The organism is Aquimarina sp. MAR_2010_214, from assembly GCF_002846555.1.
In the GTDB taxonomy this organism is placed as follows: domain Bacteria; phylum Bacteroidota; class Bacteroidia; order Flavobacteriales; family Flavobacteriaceae; genus Aquimarina.
On the sequence record NZ_PJMS01000001.1, the window covers coordinates 819106 to 842417 of the forward strand.

6 protein-coding genes are annotated in these 23312 nt (G+C 36.3%); all 6 read left to right on the forward strand.

Annotated features, from left to right (window positions below):
* Positions 1 to 83 precede the first annotated feature (83 nt).
* The 6 genes from ATE84_RS03640 to ATE84_RS03665 all read left to right on the forward strand — a co-directional run bounded on the left by ATE84_RS03640 (position 84) and on the right by ATE84_RS03665 (position 23037).
* Positions 84 to 620 carry an OmpH family outer membrane protein gene (locus tag ATE84_RS03640; protein ID WP_101445832.1) on the forward strand — a complete coding sequence of 179 codons (537 nt, stop codon included), beginning with the start codon at positions 84 to 86 and terminating at the stop codon, positions 618 to 620.
* Between the two features lie 416 nt (positions 621 to 1036).
* Positions 1037 to 1384 (forward strand): T9SS type A sorting domain-containing protein, encoded by a 348-nt coding sequence (locus ATE84_RS03645; protein ID WP_101445834.1) that lies wholly within the window; start codon positions 1037 to 1039, stop codon positions 1382 to 1384.
* A 544-nt stretch (positions 1385 to 1928) separates the two neighbouring features.
* Positions 1929 to 3995 (forward strand): gliding motility-associated C-terminal domain-containing protein, encoded by a 2067-nt coding sequence (locus ATE84_RS03650; RefSeq protein WP_101445836.1) that lies wholly within the window; start codon positions 1929 to 1931, stop codon positions 3993 to 3995.
* 4 nt (positions 3996 to 3999) lie between these two features.
* Positions 4000 to 7263, forward strand: a complete 3264-nt coding sequence (locus tag ATE84_RS03655) for a PorP/SprF family type IX secretion system membrane protein (RefSeq protein ID WP_101445837.1) — start codon at positions 4000 to 4002, stop codon at positions 7261 to 7263.
* 56 nt (positions 7264 to 7319) lie between these two features.
* Positions 7320 to 21986, forward strand: a complete 14667-nt coding sequence (locus tag ATE84_RS03660) for a T9SS type B sorting domain-containing protein (protein ID WP_101445839.1) — start codon at positions 7320 to 7322, stop codon at positions 21984 to 21986.
* 94 nt (positions 21987 to 22080) lie between these two features.
* A complete protein-coding gene (locus ATE84_RS03665; protein ID WP_101445841.1) occupies positions 22081 to 23037 on the forward strand; it encodes a type IX secretion system membrane protein PorP/SprF in 957 nt (318 codons plus the stop codon).
* The last annotated feature ends 275 nt before the right edge of the window (positions 23038 to 23312 follow it).

Consider the following 23312-nt stretch of genomic DNA (forward strand, 5'->3'; position numbering starts at 1 on the left):
CTTATATGTTGTTTTTTGCTGCTATATAATGAATAACATAACATGAACTTTGATATTTTTGCTCAGAACTAAATTTTTGAAAAATGAAAAAAATAGTATGTGTTGCAAGTGCATTATTAATTTTAGCTTCTTGTAATCAACAAATAGAGAAAACGGGTTATGTAAATAATACCAAAGTTGTTTCTGATTTTAAAGACATGAAAACCGCACAAGAAAAATGGACAAAAAAGAATAATGAAGTTCGAGCGGAACTGGAAGAAAAAGCAAAGCAATTTCAGATTGAGGTAGAAGGATACAAAAACATTATGAAATCTATGTCTGCTTCAAATAGAGAAAAGAAAGAGCAGGAATTGATGGTTAAGCAACAAGGCTTACAAAGAGAACAGCAAGCTAAAATGCAAGAGATCCAACAAGGAAGTCAAGTAGAGATAGATTCTATTATAGGTAAAGTGAAGAGTTTCATAGAGGATTATGGCAAGAAAAATGGATATACTTATATATACGGTGACACAGAAACCAGTAATATACTTTATGGCAAAGAAGAATTAGATCTTACAGATAAGATTCTTAAAGAATTAAATGGTGGTGATACTGCCACCACAGATGAGACTAAAGAGTAGCCAATAATATACTCTTTTGATATGTTATCAACCCCGATTAGTAGAATACTAATCGGGGTTTTGCTTTTAATATATATTGCTAATAATTTACGTGAAGATTACAAGATTATAATAAACTTGAGAATAGAGATCTTAACAAAGTTTAACAAGTTATAGCATTTTAGAAGTGTATATATAATTAATTTTTACGGTAATACCATACTTTTTATCGTATAAAAACGTTTTTTGCCGATATTGTTATTTTCTAAAACATTTATAATAAGGTAGTTATATCGGCATTTACATTTTTGATGTAAATAACTGATTTTGAGATATATAAAACTAATAATACATATAACAAAACATTAACTTTGGATCATCATAAAGATAAAAACTTGTTCATAATTTAGTAGGATTAATCTTAAAACCTTTTAATTATGAAAAAATTATTATTCACATTAATTATAATGTTTGTCAGTTCTTTGATAAAAGGACAAACAATAAGTGAAATTTTAAGAACAAAAGGGTCTGATATAATAGAGTCTAAAGATATAATTGTTTTTCCAACACATATTGCTAATGGAGAAAAATTAACCGTTTTGGCTAAAGGATATGAATATTTTGATGTTTTAATCTATGATTTACATGGTAATTTAATTATAGATAGTAAAAATGTGTCAACAAAAGTTAATTTAGATATTTCTAAGTTTTTACCTGGGATGTATATAGTTAAAGTAAATAAAGATAGTGATGAATTCATCAAAAAAATTATTGTAGCTAAGTAAAGAAAAACTATAAATAATAGTAAAACTTTGATTTGGATTAATAAATGAGAGTTTTTATTGTATTTTTTTTATGTTAATATAGAAAAAATGATCATTTTTAACATTAGAGTTTTAACACTACATTTTACACTTCATCGAATAAAACTGCTTTTTCAGAGCATTTAGTTCTCGTTAAATGCACCAAAAGTAATGTAAATTATGCGACCTTTATTTTGTTTTTTTATAATATTTTGCTCAAAATATGGGGAAATTATAGTATGTTATGTAGGGTATAAATGATTTTTTAAAGCTATCTATTAGATTGATTAACAAAATTTTATGTATATTGACATGTTTTTTTGTTTTGAATTTCTTTGGGTCAAAATTTGGCAATCAGTTGAAGGTAAGAAAATTATTACAAAAAAAAGTTAAATTTTAGTTTGATATAAGCATTTAATTTATAATTTTATGTTTTGGTAAAAAATATATTAACAATATTATTAACAAGCGCCCCAAATCGCATTGTTAATACGATATATTCACCTTAAATAATAAGCGTGATATCATGAAAAAAAGACTTAACCTATCGTTATTAATTGGCATGTTGGTATTCTTGAACTTCCAAGAATTGCGAGCACAAGCTGCTAGTTCCAGAATTATCGGCGCTCCATCACTACAGTCGGGGGGTAGCCAGATATGTGCAAGGCCATCATTCAATTCATTTAGCGTTATAGCTAGCTTATCCTTAGGAGGTCCTTTTGATGGTGGGAATCAGTTTATATTAGAACTGTCGGATGAAAACGGAAGTTTTGATAACCCTGCTAATATCCAAGAATTAGCAAGAGCAAATGGACCAAATAACGGTACGATGACTACACAAGAAATTCTTTTTGAGAACTTTGCGGTTCCCGAAAACTCAAATAGTGATAATTTTAGGCTTAGAGTAAGGAGTTCTTCTCCCGAGGTTATAGGAGCTATTTCAACAGATCCTTTACCTGTACATTTTTTTAATGATGATTTTCAAATTATCTTAAATGATTTTGAAGATGTTATTTTTTGTAACGTAAGCTCATTTAACAAAACACTTTCTGTTCGCATTGAAGATGGAAGTGGCAATAGTGTGAATCCAGATAATTTTGAATGGGAATGGCTAAAAGACGGAGCAATAATTGTTGGAGAATCACAATCAAAGCTTGATGTAACCGAACAAGGAACATATTTTGCTAGAGTACCTTTGGGAGCATGTCAGTTTTTCTTTTCAGCTTTTGGTGGAGCAGGAAGATCAAATAATATTGGTGTTTCTATTACAGATGTTGCTTCAGTAGTTATTGAAACACCTGCTCCAGACTTTTCTTTTTGTCCAAATGAAGTTAAAATACTGAACTCTAGTCTTGTAGATACTAGATTTAAATATCAATGGATTAAAAACGGAGAACCTATTGAAGGAGCGGTTACTTCTTCTATTACGTTACCAGATAATGATTTTGGAGGTGAGTATACATTAAGAATTGCTATTAGTGAAGATTGTAGTAATCTAGAAACACCCCCTGTAACAATAATTAATGAGGGGTCATCTATTACTGAGCCATTGCCAGAAAACTTAATTCTTTTACCTAGCCAGACATTTACACTACAAATCACAACTGATGCTCCAGAAGGGAGTAATGTAAAATGGTTTGTAGAAACAGCCCTTCAAAGCCAGGGACCATTAGTAGGAACAACTAGTTCGTTTGATGCTCAATTTGTTGGTAAATATAGAGTAGAGATAGAGGCCACAGATACATGTAATAGTATTTTGTTTTCAGAAACTGAGTTATTTGCTCCAACCGGTTTTGAAATAAAAATTGGAACAAAAGATGAAAATGTCTGTGATGCAGAGACATTTACTCTAGAATTGTTAGAATTATTAGGCGAAACAGTTGCAGGTTTAAAGATTCCTTTAACTCAAGAACAATTTGCATTTTTTGATTTTGAATGGTTTAAAGATGGAGTTTCTACTGGAGAAACAACAACATCAATTAATGTTGATAGATCTGATGAGAATGCAGCATATGTACTTAGAGCAGACTTAAGAACCGGAGAGTTTACGAACATCTCCTCAGATCCATTAATCATTGCTTTATCTGGAGGTATAACGATACAAGCTGATCCACCTGTTTTGACAGAAGGAGGTACCATAACACTTTCTGTTCCTCAAAATGATGCACATACATACCAATGGTTTAGAAAGGTAGATGGAGAAGATGTTCTTTTAGAAGGACAAACAAATAATACATTGGAAATTAATGAAAACGGAGAATATTCTGTAAAAATAACAACTCAAATATGCTCTCTTACAATAAGTATAAATGTTGGCGGTGGTGGAATATCAGAGATTATTCCAAATATAGTTACCCCAAATAGTGATGGTATAAATGACAATTGGCTATTGCCTGCGTCATTATTTAATCAACAGGATGTAGAAGTTACTATTTATACTTCTCGAGGTCAAGTTGATTTTACTTCGGCAAGTTATCAGAACAACTGGCCATTAGAGAATTCCAAATCTTTGGGTAAAGATCCTATTTATTATTATATAATAACAAAAAACAATTCCGTGGTCAGAAAAGGTTCGATAACGGTAATGAGATAATTTTATGGTCAGAAAATTACTATTAATAATCATATGTATATCCTTTAATCTTCTTAGAGGACAGGATGAAAATACTACCACTTACGGTGTTCTTCCTACTGATATACCTACTCATAACCTTGTAAAATATAATAGATTTTATTTCAACCCAACTTTTTCTTTAGTGCGTGAAAATAAAAAATCGGTAAATGTCTATAATAAGACACAATGGGCATCATTCAATGATAACCCACAAACCTATCTAATTAATTATACTGCAAATTTTGATGAGAAAATAGGAGTTTCTATTGGTTTACATCAACAAAATGAAGGTATTTATAGATATTTTGGTGGTATTGCCAACTTTGCCTATAACGTAGAATTAAACAGGGATATGAATTTCACTTTTGGAGTAAACCTAGGTTTTTCTCAAAGTGGTATTAAATCTAATATAGATTCTGCAACCAGTACGGTATTAAATAATGGAGTTGAAATAAGTGACCCCGTTATTCTTAATTATGAAAAAAGTTCTGTTTTTCAATTAACACCTGGTGTTAACTTTAATTATGAAGAATTTGATGTTGGAGTTTCGGTATCGAATTTAGTTGCCTATAACTTAACATCTAGTGAACTATTAACAGATAATATGGCCTTTACTGGTCATGTTATGTATACGACAAGTTTACAAAGAAGGTCTGATAAAATAATTCGTGGAATTGGCTATGCTAATATGTTACCCGATTCTGGTACAGATACTTCTAATCTTAGATACGGAGGTAGTGTAATTGTTGAATTACCGGCTTTAGGATGGGCTCAAGCAGGATATAATAGTTTTTATGGAGCTTCATTAGGTATTGGTGGAAATATTACTTCTAATGTTTCGGTAGGATACACTTACGAAACAGGACTTGGAGACACTAGTAATTTTGGAGCGACTCATGAGGTAGGTTTAGCATATAATTTTGAGAAAGAAAAGCCAAGAAGAAGAAGAAGAGGTAGTAGAACAAAATCAAGTACTCAAAAAGCTTATGAAGAAAGAGATTCTGAAATCAGAAGACTTAAAAAAGAAATCTTAGAACAAAATAAGTTAATAAGGAATCTTCAAAATGAAAAAGGAGATTCTAGAAGTCAGGATCAAAAAGCGATGAATGAGCTTGAAAGATCAATTGCAGAAGCTAAAGAAAAAGAAGCCAAAGCAGCCAGAGAGTTAGAATTACAACGTGAAGAAGAAGTAAAACTACTTAACAAAAAAGCAGAGGAAGAGCGCTTAGCAGCTCAAAGACAAATAGAGCGCGAAGTATCTGAGCAAAAAACAGAAGAAGAGCGCTTAGCAGCTCAAAGGCGAATAGAGCGCGAGGTATCTGAACAAAAAGCAGAAGAAGAGCGTCTAGCAGCTCAAAGGCGAATAGAGCGCGAGGTGTCTGAACAAAAAGCAGAAGAAGAGCGTCTAGCAGCTCAAAGACGAATAGAGCGTGAGGTATCTGAGCAAAAAGCAGAAGAAGAAAGAATAGCCACAGAAGAAGCAGCACGTGAAGCAGAAGCAGCAGAACAAGAAAGAATAGTTGCTCAAAAAGAACTTGATCGAGAATTAGCAGAACAGAAAGCAGAGGAAGAACGTCTTATTGCCCAGAAACAGTTAGAACGAGAGGTATCTGAGCAAAAAGTAGAGGAAGAGCGTCTAGCAACTCAAAAACGATTAGAGCGTGAAGTAGCAGAACAAAAGATAGCCGATGAGGCCACAGAAGTAGCACGTTTAGCCGAGGAGAAGCGATTAGCAGATGAGGCTGCGGCAGAAGCAGCGCGTTTAGCTGAGGAGAAGCGATTAGCAGATGAGGCTGCGGCAGAAGCAGCGCGTTTAGCTGAGGAGAAGCGATTAGCAGATGAGGCTGCGGCAGAAGCAGCGCGTTTAGCTGAGGAGAAGCGATTAGCAGATGAGGCTGCGGCAGAAGCAGCACGTTTGGCCGAGGAGAAGCGATTAGCAGATGAGGCTGCGGCAGAAGCAGCACGTTTGGCCGAGGAGAAGCGATTAGCAGATGAGGCTGCGGCAGAAGTAGCACGTTTGGCCGAGGAGAAGCGATTAGCAGATGAGGCTGCGGCAGAAGCAGCACGTTTGGCCGAGGAGAAGCGATTAGCAGATGAGGCTGCGGCAGAAGCAGCACGTTTGGCCGAGGAGAAGCGATTAGCAGATGAGGCTGCGGCAGAAGTAGCACGTTTAGCTGAGGAGAAGCGATTAGCAGATGAGGCTGCGGCAGAAGTAGCACGTTTAGCCGAGGAGAAGCGATTAGCAGATGAGGCTGCGGCAGAAGTAGCACGTTTGGCCGAGGAGAAGCGATTAGCAGATGAAGCTGCGGCAGAAGCAGCACGTTTAGCCGAAGCAGAAAGATTAAGACAAGAAGCAGCAGCAACAACCAAGAATGAAGAAGGACTGGATGAAATTAAGAAGGAATTAGATAATAGTAGTCGAATCACAAGTAAGATATTTGCTCGTAGAGATTCATTATTGACGACCAGTTTAAATGTAGATAAGCGTGAATTTAGCAAGCTCTTAGAATCACTTGTTAGTATGAATGATGATGCTGATGAGGCTAAAAGAGAAGCTGATCCTACTAGTTCTAAAAGATTGACAGCTAAGAATAGATTTGTAAAATTTGCAGAAACAACAAGGCCTGAGGCTCAAATTGCAACCAAATTTATACCAGGATACCCAGAAGGATATTACTTAATAGGTAATGTGTTTAAAGGTGGAGCATATGCTGATAAGTTCACGGGCACTTTAAAAGATTTAGGATTTAATGATTCTAAAATAATACTTAATCCAGAAAATCAATTCCAATATGTAGCAATAGAAAGTTACGCAAATAGGGATGAAGCGACAGAAAAGTATTTAAATAATATTGATAACAGATACTTTGGTGATATGTGGATATTACACATTGCCAAGAGTAGAGTAGAATCTTATAAAAAGCTATTACAAGAAACACGACTTATTAAAGATACGGTTAAGGATGATACTGTTTTAGCAGAGAGTCTATCTTATATAGGAGGACATAATATTGAAAATGGATATTATTTAATAACTAATATTTTCAAAAGAGAAAATTACTTTGAAAGAGGAATGGCGAAGCTACGATCTCAAGGATTAGAGCCTCAATATTTCAGGAACCCAAAAGATAACTATATATACGTTTACTTAAAGAGATATGATAATCTTGATGAAGCAAAACAGAGTCTATTCTCTAATGTAAACAATTCATATGATGGAGAACTTTATATATTGAAAATTCAATAGTAGCATGTTTTAGTTATGATGAAAAGTACCCCAAAAAAACACTAAATACTCAGCTTATGAAAACCAAAATACACATTAAAATAGCATTGGCGACGTTATTTATTATCGTCAATACCATAGGCAATATATCTGCACAGGAAACGATTCCCTTAACCCCAGAAACAACCCAAAACAGGATTAATGGTAATCTAGTAATGGCAGGAAACTCTATTGTAGGTTTGTTAAGAGATGATAATGGTAATACTTATAACCCTAATGCATCATATAATGGTAATTTAAATAATGGAAATAGTGTTTCAGACTATATTGATATAGACGGTGATGGTTCTACTTTTAGTTCTAGTAGTGCGAATATTACTACTCCAAGACCAACCTGTTCTAGAATTGTATATGCAGGTTTATATTGGTCTGCGACCTATTATTTGGTAAGGAGTAATGATGGGGATTTTAATAATCCGGCACCTAATAATATTAATAATTTTGGTGATCCACAACTTACAGGGTTACCTCCTGCCGATGCCAGAAAAATTGGAGCTGCGGATTTTAGAAATATAAAATTTAAAGTTCCAGGGCGTCCTTATGTAGATGTAACGGCTCAAAATGTGATTTTTGATGGATATAGAAATACTCTAACAAATCCTTTTAATTCTGCTTCTGATGATGTTCCTTATGTGTGTTATTCTAATGTAACCGGCTTGATGAATCAAGCTATGACCAATGGTGAATATACAGTGGCTAATATGAATGCAACTATTGGAAATACAAGTGGTCAAGATGGAGCTTCAGGTGGTTGGGTACTTGTTGTTATTTATGAAGATCCATTAGAAAGCAGTAAATTTATAAGTACCAATCATGGTTTTGTACAGATAAATAATGGTGATGCGCCAGTAGATTTTACCTATACAGGATTTACATCACTTCCGGGAAGCTTACCGGTTGAAGTAAGCTATGGTATTGCTACGTTAGAAGGAGATAGAGGTTTATCTAATGATAGATTGCGAATTAGAAATACGGCGGGAACTTTTGTTAGTCTAGGAAGTGGCGTTAATCCAACAAATAACTTTTTTAACAGTTCGATATCAGTTTCGAGTCCTACCCCACCTTATCCAAGTATACATACGACCAATCGTAATCCTGCTTCTAGAAATACGTTAGGTTTTGATATTGACCTTTTTCGTCTACCTAATAGCGGTAATAATTTGATCGGAAACAATCAAACCAATGCAACATTTAGACTTGAAACAGATCAAGATACCTATCGAGTCTTCCTGAATTCATTTGCGATTGAAATTATTGAACCCGAATTAAGGGTTCTAAAGAGAGTATTTGATACCGATGGGGTTACCGAAATCACCAATGCCAATGTTGAGCTTGGTGACGAACTTTTTTATGATCTTGAGATTGAAAATGTAGGAAATGAAGATTTGGTAGATGGTTCTGTGGTTATAACCGATATATTACCGGATAATGTAGATCTGGTTAGTATACAAGATTCAACATTACCACCAGGAGTTACTTATACAATTACTCCTCCAAGTAGAATTGATTTTAGGATTCCGGCGAGTATAGTCGAAGAAACAGACGCACCGATATTTATAAGATTTAGAGTACGATTGGTAAGTGATTGTGAGGCATTACGAGATGCCTGTTCAAATAGAATACAAAACACGGCCTTAGCAGCATTTACAGGTGCTATATCGGGCGAGACGTTAACAAATAATAGTAGTAGTGTAATTGGTGCTTGTGGTAACACAGATGGAGAAGCCACTAACTTTTTAGTTAATGTTCCTTCTTGTAGTAGTGACATTACTTTTTGTAACAATAATTTACAATTGGTTGCTGGTTCAGGATATACTACATATACCTGGACAGGACCAGGGATTACGACCCCAATAATTGAGTTCGATCCTGTTTTTGATGTACCTAATCCACAATCAGGAACATATACTGTTGTTAAAGAAGATGCAACAGGTACATGTATGACCCTTACAGAAGAATTTGTAGTAGATGCTTTTAGAGATATAGAAAATCCGGTTCTTGCTTATGTTAATGGTACTTCAGTAATTGAGACAAACTGTAGTGGTTTGAGATTACCACAGATTTTACTTTGTGGAAACCAAACTTTTGATATCGCAACTAATTTTGGTACTGCCAATCTTAATAGTATATCGTGGCAGCAATTATCCCCTAGCGGTTCTTGTGTTCTTGATTCTAATGACCCTTGTTCATTATTGTCTGGTAATTGTACAGATGCAAATTGGATAGAACAACCAGGAGGAAACACCACTAACTTTACGGTTTCTGATGCTGGAGATTACAGAATATTAGCAGAATTTGATGGTGGATGTTTTATACCATTCTATTTTAGTGTATTTAAAAATGACTATCAACCAACACTTGATATGGCCCCTATAGAATGTGGGAATGATGGAAGTGTTAGTGTTACAAATGCACCAACAAATTTTGAGTTTAGTCTTATTTCAGGAGGACCATATAGTGCCACTACGATTTTCCCTATTGCTCCAGGAGGAGGAGGAGATATTACTGTTTATGGTATAGATACTACATTTCCTGGATGTGAATATACGGCAACAATCAATGTACCAGAAATCAACCCAACATTTAGTGTAACAGGAACAAACCCAACTTGTATTAATGATGGTAATGGAACTGGTACAGGTACAATAAACATACAAGTTACTAATGGATCTCCAGAGTTCCAATATACGATTACAGGTGGTACTTTAACTGCTCCAATAATAGTTCCAAATAGTAGTGCAAACAATGGAAATTATATTCAGACTAATTTAAACCCAGGAACATACCAGGTAGAAGTTATATCAAATCGCCCTAGTCCAGAATGTATTTTTAATCAACAAATAATAATTAATCCAGCTCCAGATTTTAGAGCAGAGGTGGTGTTATTAGCACCAGAGACATGTGATTCTGGAGCTTTAGTTCAGGTTAATGTACTTGCCGGATCAGGAAACTACTCTTATGATATCGGAATAGAAACGGCCCCTGGTAGTGGAGTATTTAATCCTTCAGGAAATTTTGTTTCCTGTAATATTTTTGAACTTCCAACACCTGCCAATCCAGCTACATCTTATACTTTCTATGTAAGTGATGAAAGCATAAATACCCCACCAGCAGGTATTCCTGCTTGTATAATAGAAGCAAATATTACTGGAATTACACCTTACGAAGCTATCGTAATCGACAATGTAATAGTAACACAACCAGCTTGTTTTGGAGATGATGGACAAATTAGAGTAGATGTTTCTCCTACTGTTGCAGGAAGAAATTATACGTATCAACTATGGGATTGTGCTAGTGATCCTAATTGTGGTGATTCTGCAAATTGGGACCCTACATTGTGGACTATTGTAAATCAAATAGGGCCTGTTAATGGTCAAACAGCTACATTTACAGGAGTAGGTGATGGAAACTCATATGCAATAGCTGTTTTACATGACAGTACTACACCCGCTATCGCGAACCCTAATTGTACTATTACTGCACCGCCAGCTTTAGTTTGCCCAGTTAGACAATCGATATTTTCGATTACAACTCCGAACGCTATTGATGCCACAGTGAGTACTACTCGAGAATTAAGCTGTGTTGTTGGTAGTGAAAATGCCATACTTACAGTAGATATTTTAGGTGGAGGTTCAGGAAACTATGAATGGAGTTTTAATTCTACTTCAGGTTTTGTTAATGTGCCTTCTGATCCGTTTACTATTCCTGTTACTACAGCTGGAAATTATACTGTTTATATCCGTAATCAGGCAACAGACGATTGTACAATAAATCGTACTACAACCGTTGCTCCACTTGTAACAGTAACCGATATAGATTTTACAAGAGGAGATTCTAATTGTGCTGCTCAGACAATTATGGTTACCCCTGCGGCTGTGCCAGCAGGTCCAGCATATACATATACCGTTGTTCCAGCTCCTGTTTCTGGAGATGCTACTTCAGGATTTGAGTTGAACAGAGGAACTACTTATACATTTACAGCTACAAACCCTACAAACAGTTGTTCATATAGTGAAGATTTTAATGAAGCTGTTTTACCAGAAATAAATATTACTAGTGCAACCCCAACTCCTGTTACTTGTTTTGGAGATGATGATGGTACATTTACATTTGTAGTAACTAATAGCACTACTTTTAATTATACGGTAACAGGACCTGGTACTAATATAACGGTTAATGGTGCGACAAGCCCAGTAACGATTCAAGGTCCAGCAAATCCTTTAGAAGTTGGTACGTATACTATTACAGTTACAGATACAAATCCTTTAGTAACAACTAATTGTACAGATACCGAAACGGTTATTATTACAGGACCACCAAGTGCTTTAACAATTAGTGCTAATGGAACACCAACCGATTGTACTGCAAGTACAGGTCAAATAGTAGCAACTGTAGGTGGAGGAAATGGTAATTACCAATTACAATTAATAGATGATGGAACTGGTTTACCAGTAACCGGGTATGCGTATCCAAATACAGATACTACATTTAATGGGTTACCAGCGGGTAGTTATACTGTTTTTGTAAGAGATGGTAATTCTAATGCAGCCTGTGAAGTATCCGATGGAGCGACAGTAGACCCATCTATAGCGCCTACACTTACTGCAATTGCAGGAGGAGAGGTTTGCGTTACTCCTGGCCCAGCCACACAATGGATTACTATTAATACTACGTTGCCTGGTCCGTTTGAGTATACCTTAACAGGACCTGTTACAGCAAATGATATTCCAGTAGTATTTTTACCACTGGCTACTCCAGCTCCGGCAAACACATTTGAGATTCCTAATTTGATTGCAGGAAATTACTCCGTTACAGTAACCAATACGGATACCAATTGTGTATCATCTCCGCCAGAAACATTTACGATAAATCCAGCAGTCACAATAATGGCTTCATCACCTAAAGGTATTGATTGTAATTCTGGAGCTACTATCGACTATACCATTACAAATGGTAGTCCAAATTATACGGTTTCATATAGTACTGATAATTTTGTAACCGAAACAAATGTAGTCACCAATGATCCTTCGTTAACAGGATCAATAACAGGGATAACTACTGCTGGAGATTATATTATTAGAGTACTAGATAATGCAGGATGTATTGCATCATCTAATACAACAACAATAGCCCCTTATGTGACATTGGCTCTGGATCCAAACCCAGTACTAACAGAACCCGCTTGTCCAGGAGGTACCGGATCAATAGAGGTTACTGTTACCGCAGGAGAAGGACCATTTACATATACACTTGGTGCTACACAAATAGGACCAACCGCATTAACCACGGTTACCTTTACTAATGTGCCTTCTGGTGTACTACAGACCATCACTGTTGAAGATGGTTCAGGAGCTGCTCCTGCATGTACACAAACGGTTACAGCAACACTCACAGATCCTGCGCCTATAACGGCAGTTATTTCAAATACAATTCTTAATTGTACAGTAGGAGCTCTAGATGCCATTGTAAGTGTTACAATTTCTGGCGGTTCTAGTAGTTATGAATGGACTACAGATGGCACTAATTATACAGCAGCAGGAACCACACTTTTTACAATACCTTTTACTACCAATGGAAATTATACATTATCTATTAGAAATGCAGCGAGTGATGATTGCGAGGTTGATTTCCCGATTGTTATAGATCCAAGATTAGAAATAACCGATATTACTTTTGCCGAGAGTAATGATGATTGTGCAAATCAAAGAGTAACAGTAATACCTTCTGCAGTGGGCGATGCTCCGGTGCCGGCATATTCATATGCGGTGGTTCCTGCGCCAATATCTGGTGATGCCGTTACTGGGTTTGTATTAAATCGAGGTACTAATTATACATTTACTGCAACCAGAGGAGATAATGATTGTACCTATAGCGAGGACTTTAGAAGAGAATTATTAGATGTAATACAAATTACAAATGCTGCACAGACACAGCCAGTAACTTGTTTAGGAGGAAATGATGGGGAATTCAATTTTACAGTAGATACAGCTACATTCCCTAATTTCACATATGTGATTACAGGACCAGCACCTGCAACTCCTGCCGCAGTAGTGACTACTGGAACTTTTCCTGCTGATCCTTTAACAATAACAGGACTAGTAGCGGGACAATATACCATTACAATCACAGATACAAATCCATTGATTACAAATAATTGTACAGCTACAAGAACAGTAGATATTACTGAGCCTACTAGTCTTATTACATTTACACCAGTATTAAATCAAACATGTAATGATAATACAGTTACCGTAACAGGAGTAACTGGTGGAAATGGCGCAACATATACCTATAGTATTACTCATCCTTCTAATGGCACTAATTTAGGGCCACAAGATATTGCGATTCCGTTTACGGGGATTCCTAATCATCCTACAGATCCGTATACAATAACTGTTTTTGATAATACAGGGGTATGTTCTGCAACAGATATATTACCGGTAAATGAATTAACACCTGTTACTTTAAATCTAACACCGGTAGATTTATGTTTAGATGATAATACTGCAATCTTAAATATTGATATTTTAACTGGAACACCTGGTCTTGTTGGATATTCTTATGATATTACCAGAGATGGAACACAAATAGTAGGAAACACTCTATTGGGTGTAGGAATAACCAATTTTAATACTCCAAATTTAACACAATCAGGTACTTATGTAATAACAGTAACTGATAGTGTAGGTTGTACAGAACAAGTTACACAGGTAATTGCACCACAAGTTGCTATTACAGCTTCTTTAACCAGAGACTTAACATGTTTGGTTAATGCAGAAATTGAAGTGACGGTGACACCTGGTACAGGTAATGGTGCAACGTCATTATTTATAGATATAGATGGAGTAGGTTATGTTCCTTATGGTGGAGCATTACCATTTACAACGGGTACGGCAGGAACATATCAATTTATGGTTACCGATTCTTCTACACCTACAATATGTTCTGCAGAAACTGCAATATTTACAGTGACTCCAGCACCAAATCCGATAGCAACTGTTACGGCAACAGATGTATCTTGTAATGGAGATTTAACAGGAATCATCAACTTTGCAATTGATAATACTGTTGGAACTTCACCGTATATAACAAGTATTGATAATGGAACTACGTTTAGTTCTCAAACAGTTTATTCTGGATTAGCGGCAAATACTTATAATTATATCGTAAGAGATGCTAAAGGATGTGATTTAACCGGGCAAGTTACAATTAATGAACCGAATCCAATAACAGCAACAGTTACAGGTACTTTTGTAGAATGTATGGGAGCAGGTGTGTTTAATTATGCCGAAATTAATGTTACAGGTGTAGCAGGAGGAACTATTAGCACAACAGGTTATAGATATAGAATATTTGATAATAGCACCAATACGTTGGTTGCAGGGCCTTTATTAACTTCTGGAAATGATATTACCACAACCAATAATTTTGTGTTGTTTGAAGAACTTAACTTTGGAACTTATTATGTAACTATCGAAGATGAAAACAGATGTTCATTTAGATCAGCACCAATTACAATTTCATCACCTATTGATGATATAGATATTACTGCGGTTCCTATACTTTCTGATTGTACTGTTACTGGAGCTGTTTACGATATAATCATTGAAAATGGAACAAGGCCATATCAAATACGAATTGTAGATGTACCTGGTTTTGATGTATTTATTCCAACAAACGGAATAATCAATGGGACTACTCCAGTTCCTCCACTTCCTTTTGTATTGGATGCTACCCCAGGAGGTAATGTTCATCAATATACAGGCTTGACATTTGATGTGCCGTATATTATTGAAGTGATTGATAATGGAGGGTGTGTTTATCGAGAACCTATTCTTCCAGTACCATCACCAAATGGTGTAACGGCAACAATTACTGGTGGGCCAAGAAATGTTTCATGTATTGGTCTGACAGATGGAGAAGTTGATTTCACTTTTGCTGGATATACAGGTAATGATGTTCAATGGGAAATTTTCAATTCTTCTTCTGGTATACCGATAGGAAGCGGAAGTGCATCTCCTGGAGCTGCACCATATAACTCTACCCTAACAGGTTTTGGATCTGGTAGTTATTTAGTTGTATTTTCCACCCCAACAGAACCATTTTGTGGGGCGACAATTACATTTGATATCACAGAACCTTCTCTATTAGAATTAGATTTTGTGAGTTTAACAGATGCTCTTTGTGATTTAAACGGTTCTCCAAGACCTGGTCAAATTACAGTTATTGGTAGAGGTGGTACACCACCATATACCTATGATTTGGATGGAGCAGGAACTTTTGCCAATACATCAGGAACCTTTAATCTTGCTGCGGGAACATATGATATTGATGTTAGAGATGCGAACGGATGTACCGCTGGAACGATAACTAGAACAATAAATGCTACACCAACACCATCATTTACAAACTTACCTATTGCGTTTGTTGATAATCCTTGTACCTATGATAATAGCTACACATTCACAGTAAACGCTGCCGGAGGGGTAGGTGATTTAGAATATGGAATTGATGATGGAGATCCTGGAACAGCAGACGCGCCTACTTTCGTGGCAGATACGCCTAGTGATGGTATATTTACATTTACGGTAACCAGCGCAGGTGACTATAATTTCTTTGTTAGAGATGCGAATGGTTGTACAGATACTGGAACAATAACGGTATATGATCCATTAGATATTTCAGCAGAATTCACTACAGCACCAAATTGTAATACTCCAACAGGAGAGATTACAGCAACTGTTACAGGTACCGTTGCAGGTACGTTAACCTTTGAATTATTAGATGCTGCTGGAGTAGTTACTGTTATTCCGGGAGCAATAGGGGTAAGTCCATTTGTTTTTGGAACTTTAGTGGCACCAGGAGATTATATTGTTAGAGTTACAGATGATGGTAGAGGACCAAATGCTGGAGACTGTTCGTTTACTACTCCAGTAAGTATAGAAGCACCAACATTACCAATATTATTACCACAGCCAGATACGCAAATTACATGTACTGGTGATACAGACGGGGTGGTAACAGCGGTATTGGATCCTGCTACTCTTGATCCTACAGCAACATATTTATACGAAACAATAGCTCCTTCACCAATAATAAGACCGCAACAAACAAGTCCTCAATTTACAGGACTACCAGCGGGAACCTATACAGTACAAGTTACCGCAACAGAAGCTAATGGAACCTTATCTGTTTTATGTACAGATGATCAAACATACATTATTGAAGATCCAGGAGCTATAGTTGCAGACAGAATTGCAGTAAACCCAATACTTTGTGGAGGAGGAAATAGTATAACTCCTGGTACTATAGAAGTAACTATAGATGCTACGGCAGGAACGGGACCAAATTACTTTGTTACGGTTACACAACCTGATGGAGTAATTATAGACAGAATTCCGGTACCAACACCAATACCTGCACCACCTGCAGCGGCATTAGTAATTAATGCACCTATCGATGGTGCTTATAATATTACGGTGTTTGATAGTAATAATTGTTCACTAGTATTAGCTCCTGTAAATGTATTACCGTTACCAGTTATGAGTAATCCTACGGTGAATCAAGGAGCACTTATAGATTGTAATACTAATGTACAGCAGATTACAATTTCTGTAGATGGAGGAATAGGACCATTTAATTTTGAGGAAGTTAATAATCCAGCATTAGTTCAAAATAATGTGGCAGCAACTTTACCAACCACCACGAGTGCTAATTTTACACTTCCACCAGATCCAAGTGTGGTTTATGTGTTTGAGATAACAGATGTGGGTACTGGATGTACAATTCTTACCCCAGGTTATTCTGTACCACTTTATGATACGATTGAAGCAACTATAACTGTGGGCAACCCACCGATAGACTGTTTCGGAGATTTAGATGGAGTAATAAACTTGGAAGTAACAGGACATGTAGGAGCCTATAATTATGTGGCAACGAACCTTACTACAACAGCTACTGTAGTAGGTGCTGGAACTGCTGGGACTACCGAAGTAATTAACTTAGGAGCAGGTAATATACAAGTTACTGTTACAGATCCAGTTTCAAATTGTACAGATGATTCTAATATAGAAACGATACTGCAACCAGAACAATTAACGCTTGCAATAGTACCAGGTAGTAATATCAATGCAAATTGTAATGAACTTGCACGAATTACGGTAAGAGCAACAGGAGGAACACCACCATATACGTTTAGAGCAGATGATGATGGTATAGCACCTTTCTTATTCGAAACCACTACTACAAATGCAACACATGAGTTTATATTACCAGCAGCAATTGCCGGTACGACATATATCTTTAGTGTGATTGATGACAATAGTTGTACATCAACACCAGTATCTATTACAGATGATGTATTTATGACAGATGCGCCTACAATTACATCTGCAAATTGGACAGATACTTGTGTATATGACAATAGTTATACGATTAGAGTTGTAGGAGCAAGCAATGTGGCAGCACCTAATGATTCATTAACTTTCCAGATAGGTAGTACTACTAGTACTCAAGAAAATGGTAATGTGAATGGAACAACTCATGACTTTGTAGTAACCACACCAGGAACTTATACCATACGAGTATATGATGAAAATGGATGTGTATCTACAGACACTACCGTTACGATACCTCCACAGTTATTTGTTGATGCCGAATTTACAGGAGATCCTGTTTGTCGAACGGATACAAATGGAGAGATTACAGTGACATTAACTGGTGGTTCGGATTTTATAGTCAACCCAGGAAACTTTATGTTTACCTTAATTAATGATGTTACCAATGTAATTGTATTAGGCCCACAGGCTTCTAATGTATTTAGTCCAGTAGCAGCCGGAGATTATAGAGTAGAAGTTACCGATGATATTTATGGAGATGCTTCTGTAATTTGTACTACAACAGGAGATATTCCAGATTTACCGGCTCCTGTTGATCCAATGCTTACGGCTAATACACCACAAGCTGTTTCTTGTATTGGAGCATCAGATGGGACGATTACTATTACAATAGATCCTACGACAGATGATGATGGACCGTATACCTACCAATTATTTGAGAATAACGGGGGAGGAATACCAGCTATTTTACCACCACCACCTGCACAACAGATAGGAGTGGATCAGATCGATAATGGTACATTTACAGGATTATCCTTTGATGCATTAGCGGCGCCTTATCCAACAGCAGGAGAATATTTGGTAGTAGTAACTTCAGATAGAGGATGTGTTAGTGCAATTGAATTTGTAATAGATAATGCAACACAAGTAACCGCGAGTTCAAGTCAAACTCCATACACCTGTACAGGAGGAACCACAGAGAATTTCCCAGAGATTATAGTAACCATACTAGATGGAACACCACCGTATAGTGTAACATATACATCTCCATCAGGAACTGTAGTAACCGACTTGAACATAACAGATGCAGATGGTGGTACACCGGGAGTACAATATATATTTACAGGTAATGAAGTAGGTAATTATGTAATTACGGTTACAGATAGTAATGGTTGTACAATACCAACACCACCAGGACCGACTATCACAGAGACTATAAACCCGTTACCTATAATGACGGACCCTACAGTAACGCGTGATACAAGTGGCCTTAATAATGGTGAGATTTCTTGTAGACCTGATCCAGAAACAGTTACTGTTTCTATTACAGGAGGAACAGCTCCTCCAACAGGAACATTTAATTTTGTAGTAATTACTAGTCCATTAGGTGCTGTGGTTCCTGATCAATTAGGAGTTGCTGCAGGAACATTCGATAATCCTGGTACAGTTGCAGTAGAGACAAATGCTGTTTTCCAATTACCCGAAGTTGGATTATATACGTTCGAAATTACGGATACCGTAACAGGATGTTCTATACAAGTTAACCATACGATTGATCCATTTGATAATGCTATTGTTACGGCAGATTCTACTAGCCCAGAGACTTGCTTTGGTGCAGCAGATGGGGTTGTGGCGATTACTGTAGCAGAATATATAGGAGACTTTAGTTATACAATTGTTGATATAGGAGTAACACCAGAGGTAATTGTGCATACAAGTGTAGTGAATCTTACTGCTACTGCACCACTTGCTACACCAACACCTTTTACATTACCAGAAACATTACCGGTAGGAAACTATAGAGTAGATATTGTCGAAATTAACACACCATTCTGCCCAAAATCATCAAATGCATTTGACGTGAAGGGACCATCAGTACCATTTGTTGTTGACATTACACCGATTAATGATCAAGAAGGCTGTAATCCTGCTAATAATATATCTTTTCAGGCAAGTGTGAGTGGTGCTCAGGGAACACCGATTAATTATACCTTGACAGAAACAGGAGCTACTAATACGACAGGATTGTTTGGAGGGTTATCAATAGCACAAGCTACTAATACAGCAGGGGTGTTTACTTTTGAGGTTACAGCGGTAGATGCTAACGGTTGTACCGCAACCAACACCATAACAGTAACACCTCCGGCAGATGATGTTGCAATAACTGCAATACCACCAAGTAGTATAAGTTGTTTTGGAGAAAGAGACGGTACAATTACGGTTAATGCAACAGCAACAGATACACCACTTAGATATTCTATTACACCTGCATCAACAGGTATAGAAAGTGTACTACAAACGGGTAATGTGTTTGCTAATTTAGGACCAGACACATATACAGTTACAGTATATGATCAATTGGGTTGTACAGAACAAACAACCGCAGTAATTAATGATGTGCCAGAAGTAACGGTAAATATAAATGTAGATAGAGGTGTAAGCTGTAGTAATGATACAGTTGATGTAACGGTTACTGGTGTGACCTCGATTGCTGGTGGTATTACACAATTTGTAATGGTGAATATTACGAATCCTAGTGCTCCGGTAGAAACGTCTCAGGGAACAGGTCTATTTACAGGAATTACACAAGGAGAATATGTGTTCTATGTTATTGATGCTAATGGGTGTAGATCTCAAAATTCTGACCCAGTACCGGTAATCCCAATTAACCCTGTTAATTTTGACTTAGACACTAGTGCGGCAAATATTAACTGTCGTGATGAGGCTACAGGAATAATAAATATTAATAATTTAACAGGAGGTATTGGAAATTATGAGTTCTATCTTCTTAATGGTACAGCTACGCTTCCTATACCAGCTGTCCCTGCAAATATATTTGCTGGACCGCAGAGCGCAACAGAGTTTAGAAATCTTCCTCCAGGAACGTATACGTACCTTGCAAGATCAGCAACAGATATTAGTTGTGCATTTATAGAAAGCTTTACGATTGATAATCCACCGTTATTCTTACCAACTGTAACTCCTACAGATGTTAGTTGTAATGGAGAAGATGATGGTTCGATTATGATAACTATTGACCCTGCGAATAATCAAGGTACACCACCGTATTCATTTGCTATAGATTCGCAACCAGGTGTGTTCTTTAATGATGCTTCAGATGGAGTGACTAATCAGCATATATTTGACAACCTTGCGCCAGGAACATATCTTGTTTTGGCTCAGGATGCTAATGGATGTGATCACATAGAAACTCATGTAATTTCAGAACCAATTACTTTAGAAGCAGCCATTACAGGAAATATAACTCCAGAAACTTGCTTTAACGCTAGTGATGGTGCTGTTACTATAACTGTAACAGGAGGAACCCCTCCATATCAAACGAACATCACTAATAATGATGCTGATTTTGTACAAGATATGTTTACATATACTGGTTTACCAGGAGGTACAACTACAATTTATGTAAGAGACGCGAACAACTGTAGAATTGAACTACCAGTACCGATTCCTGCGGGTGTTATCCTTAGTGGGGAATTAGAACCCAGAATCGATTGTCCTGTTAGAGACGAAAATGATCCTTCAGTTATTGTACAAGGACCAAGATATTTTGTAAACTATGCATTAAGCTCAACATCGGTAAATACAGATATTATATTTACGCTTACCGGTGTTAATGGAACTTCTAATCCAGTACAGACTACCAATCTTACAGGAGAATTTGAGGTAAGCCCAGGACAGTATCAAGGTACTATGGAACATGCTGGAGGATGTATTGTTAATTTAGGTACTATTACTATAGATGAGTATATTCCTTTATCTATTCCTGTGGCACAGATGACGAATAATCCTGAAGATCCAAACGAATATGAGATTGTAGTTTCTGGAGGAAGTCGATTTGAGAACAGTCCATTCTATTCATTCTCATTTGCAATGTTAGAAGAAGGAATGACCGTTGGTCAATTAGTACCTTCAGACTTTACAGAGCTAGAGGGTAATATTTTTGTGATACGAGAGACTGCCGATTATGTATTACGCGTAGTTGATGTGTATGGTTGTGAAGTGGTTATAGTTCAGAATCTGACCTATATTAATATTCGTATTCCGAACTACTTTACACCAGATAGCCCTAATAGTACAACAGAAGAGCGTTTCTGGTACCCTAGACAGATTACTCCTAACACAGATGATCCTTTCTTCTTTGAGAATATGGAAGTAATCGTCTTTGATCGATATGGAAGAATGCTGGCAGAGTTTAAAGGAAACCAACAAGGATGGGATGGTTTATACCAAGGAAAACAGCTTCCATCAGGAGATTATTGGTATTCTATAATTCTAAATGATGTAGATAATAGAGAATTTACGGGCCACTTTACACTATATAGATAATATATAGAGCCTTAGTAAGTTATAAGACTATATGGATAATAAGCCAGATAGTATAGAAAGAGAAAAATTAATGATCTGTAATTTTTAATGTTAGATGAAGAAGTATATTATCATATTTAGCCTATTTGCAAGTTATTGTACTTTTGCTCAGGAGTTTTTTGCTCCTGTACAAAATCAATATATCGCAGATAACCCATACTTGATATCCTCGGCATATGCGGGTATTGGAGATTGTTGGCAGATTAGAGCTTCAGGTTTTGAGCAATGGGTAAGTATCGAGGATTCTCCAGGTACACAATCATTATCCATAGATGGTAGAATATCTGATCGCTCAGGTGTTGGTGCTATTCTGTTTAATGATCAAAATGGATTTACAACTCAAAAAGGGATTCAGTTATCTTTTGCTCACCATTTAACATTGAATGAATACAATAATCAATATTTATCTTTTGGGATTAGCTATAAGTTTACTCAATTTGGTATTGATACTTCAAAGTTTAATAATGGAGATCCTGATAACCCATTTAATCCTGGTTTAGCAGATATAAGTGTAAATGATTCTAATTTTGATATTGGATTATTATATCGTATTGGCCGTTTCTTTTTGAGTGCTAATGCTGTGAATTTGTTACAGAAAGAGATTGATGACTTTAACCCCACAGAACCTTCACAGATACAGAACTATTATTTATATACCGGATATACATTTTATCATAGATTTAGTGATATCGAGGTAGAACCTTCTATGTTGTATCAAAACTTTGCTGGTGATGGTCGTTCTACAGCAGACTTGAACCTAAAAGTTCGCAAAATGCATCGAGAAGATTATTATTGGGTAGGAGTTAGTCTTCGATCTCTTGTGGATCAGGATTTTAAACCCCTTTCAGTATCTCCTATGTTAGGAATTAAAAAAGCCAATTTTTATGTTGCATATGGCTATCAGATTAATGTAAACGAAGTTTTACAACCCACCTCAGCAGCAGGATCACATATGATCACGCTAGGATTTGATTTTGGTTGTAGACAAAGTAAATGTGGCTGTACATATTAATAAGATTTTAAAAGAAATTCTAAAAACCTGCTTTGTTTAAGCAGGTTTTTTTTATCCAAATTATTTACTTCTGAAACCGGTAGTTTGTTTTGCAATACAGATAAATAATTAACAATTATTTATCTGTATTTTTTTGATTTTTTAATTTCTTTAACAAGTTTCAACATGTTGATTTTCAATATGTAAAACCCCTGAAAACCGTGATTTTTATTTAAATACTTCATTGTATTTTTAATAGATACGAATGAGCTTCAACACTATAGTATTATACTAAT

What these genes read in the sequence shown, in the direction of transcription:
- ATE84_RS03640 (WP_101445832.1), top strand. Translation starts at nt 84, where the DNA reads ATGAAAAAAATAGTATGTGTTGCAAGTGCATTATTAATTTTAGCTTCT.
- ATE84_RS03645 (WP_101445834.1), top strand. Translation starts at nt 1,037, where the DNA reads ATGAAAAAATTATTATTCACATTAATTATAATGTTTGTCAGTTCTTTG.
- ATE84_RS03650 (WP_101445836.1), top strand. Translation starts at nt 1,929, where the DNA reads ATGAAAAAAAGACTTAACCTATCGTTATTAATTGGCATGTTGGTATTC.
- ATE84_RS03655 (WP_101445837.1), top strand. Translation starts at nt 4,000, where the DNA reads ATGGTCAGAAAATTACTATTAATAATCATATGTATATCCTTTAATCTT.
- ATE84_RS03660 (WP_101445839.1), top strand. Translation starts at nt 7,320, where the DNA reads ATGAAAACCAAAATACACATTAAAATAGCATTGGCGACGTTATTTATT.
- ATE84_RS03665 (WP_101445841.1), top strand. Translation starts at nt 22,081, where the DNA reads ATGAAGAAGTATATTATCATATTTAGCCTATTTGCAAGTTATTGTACT.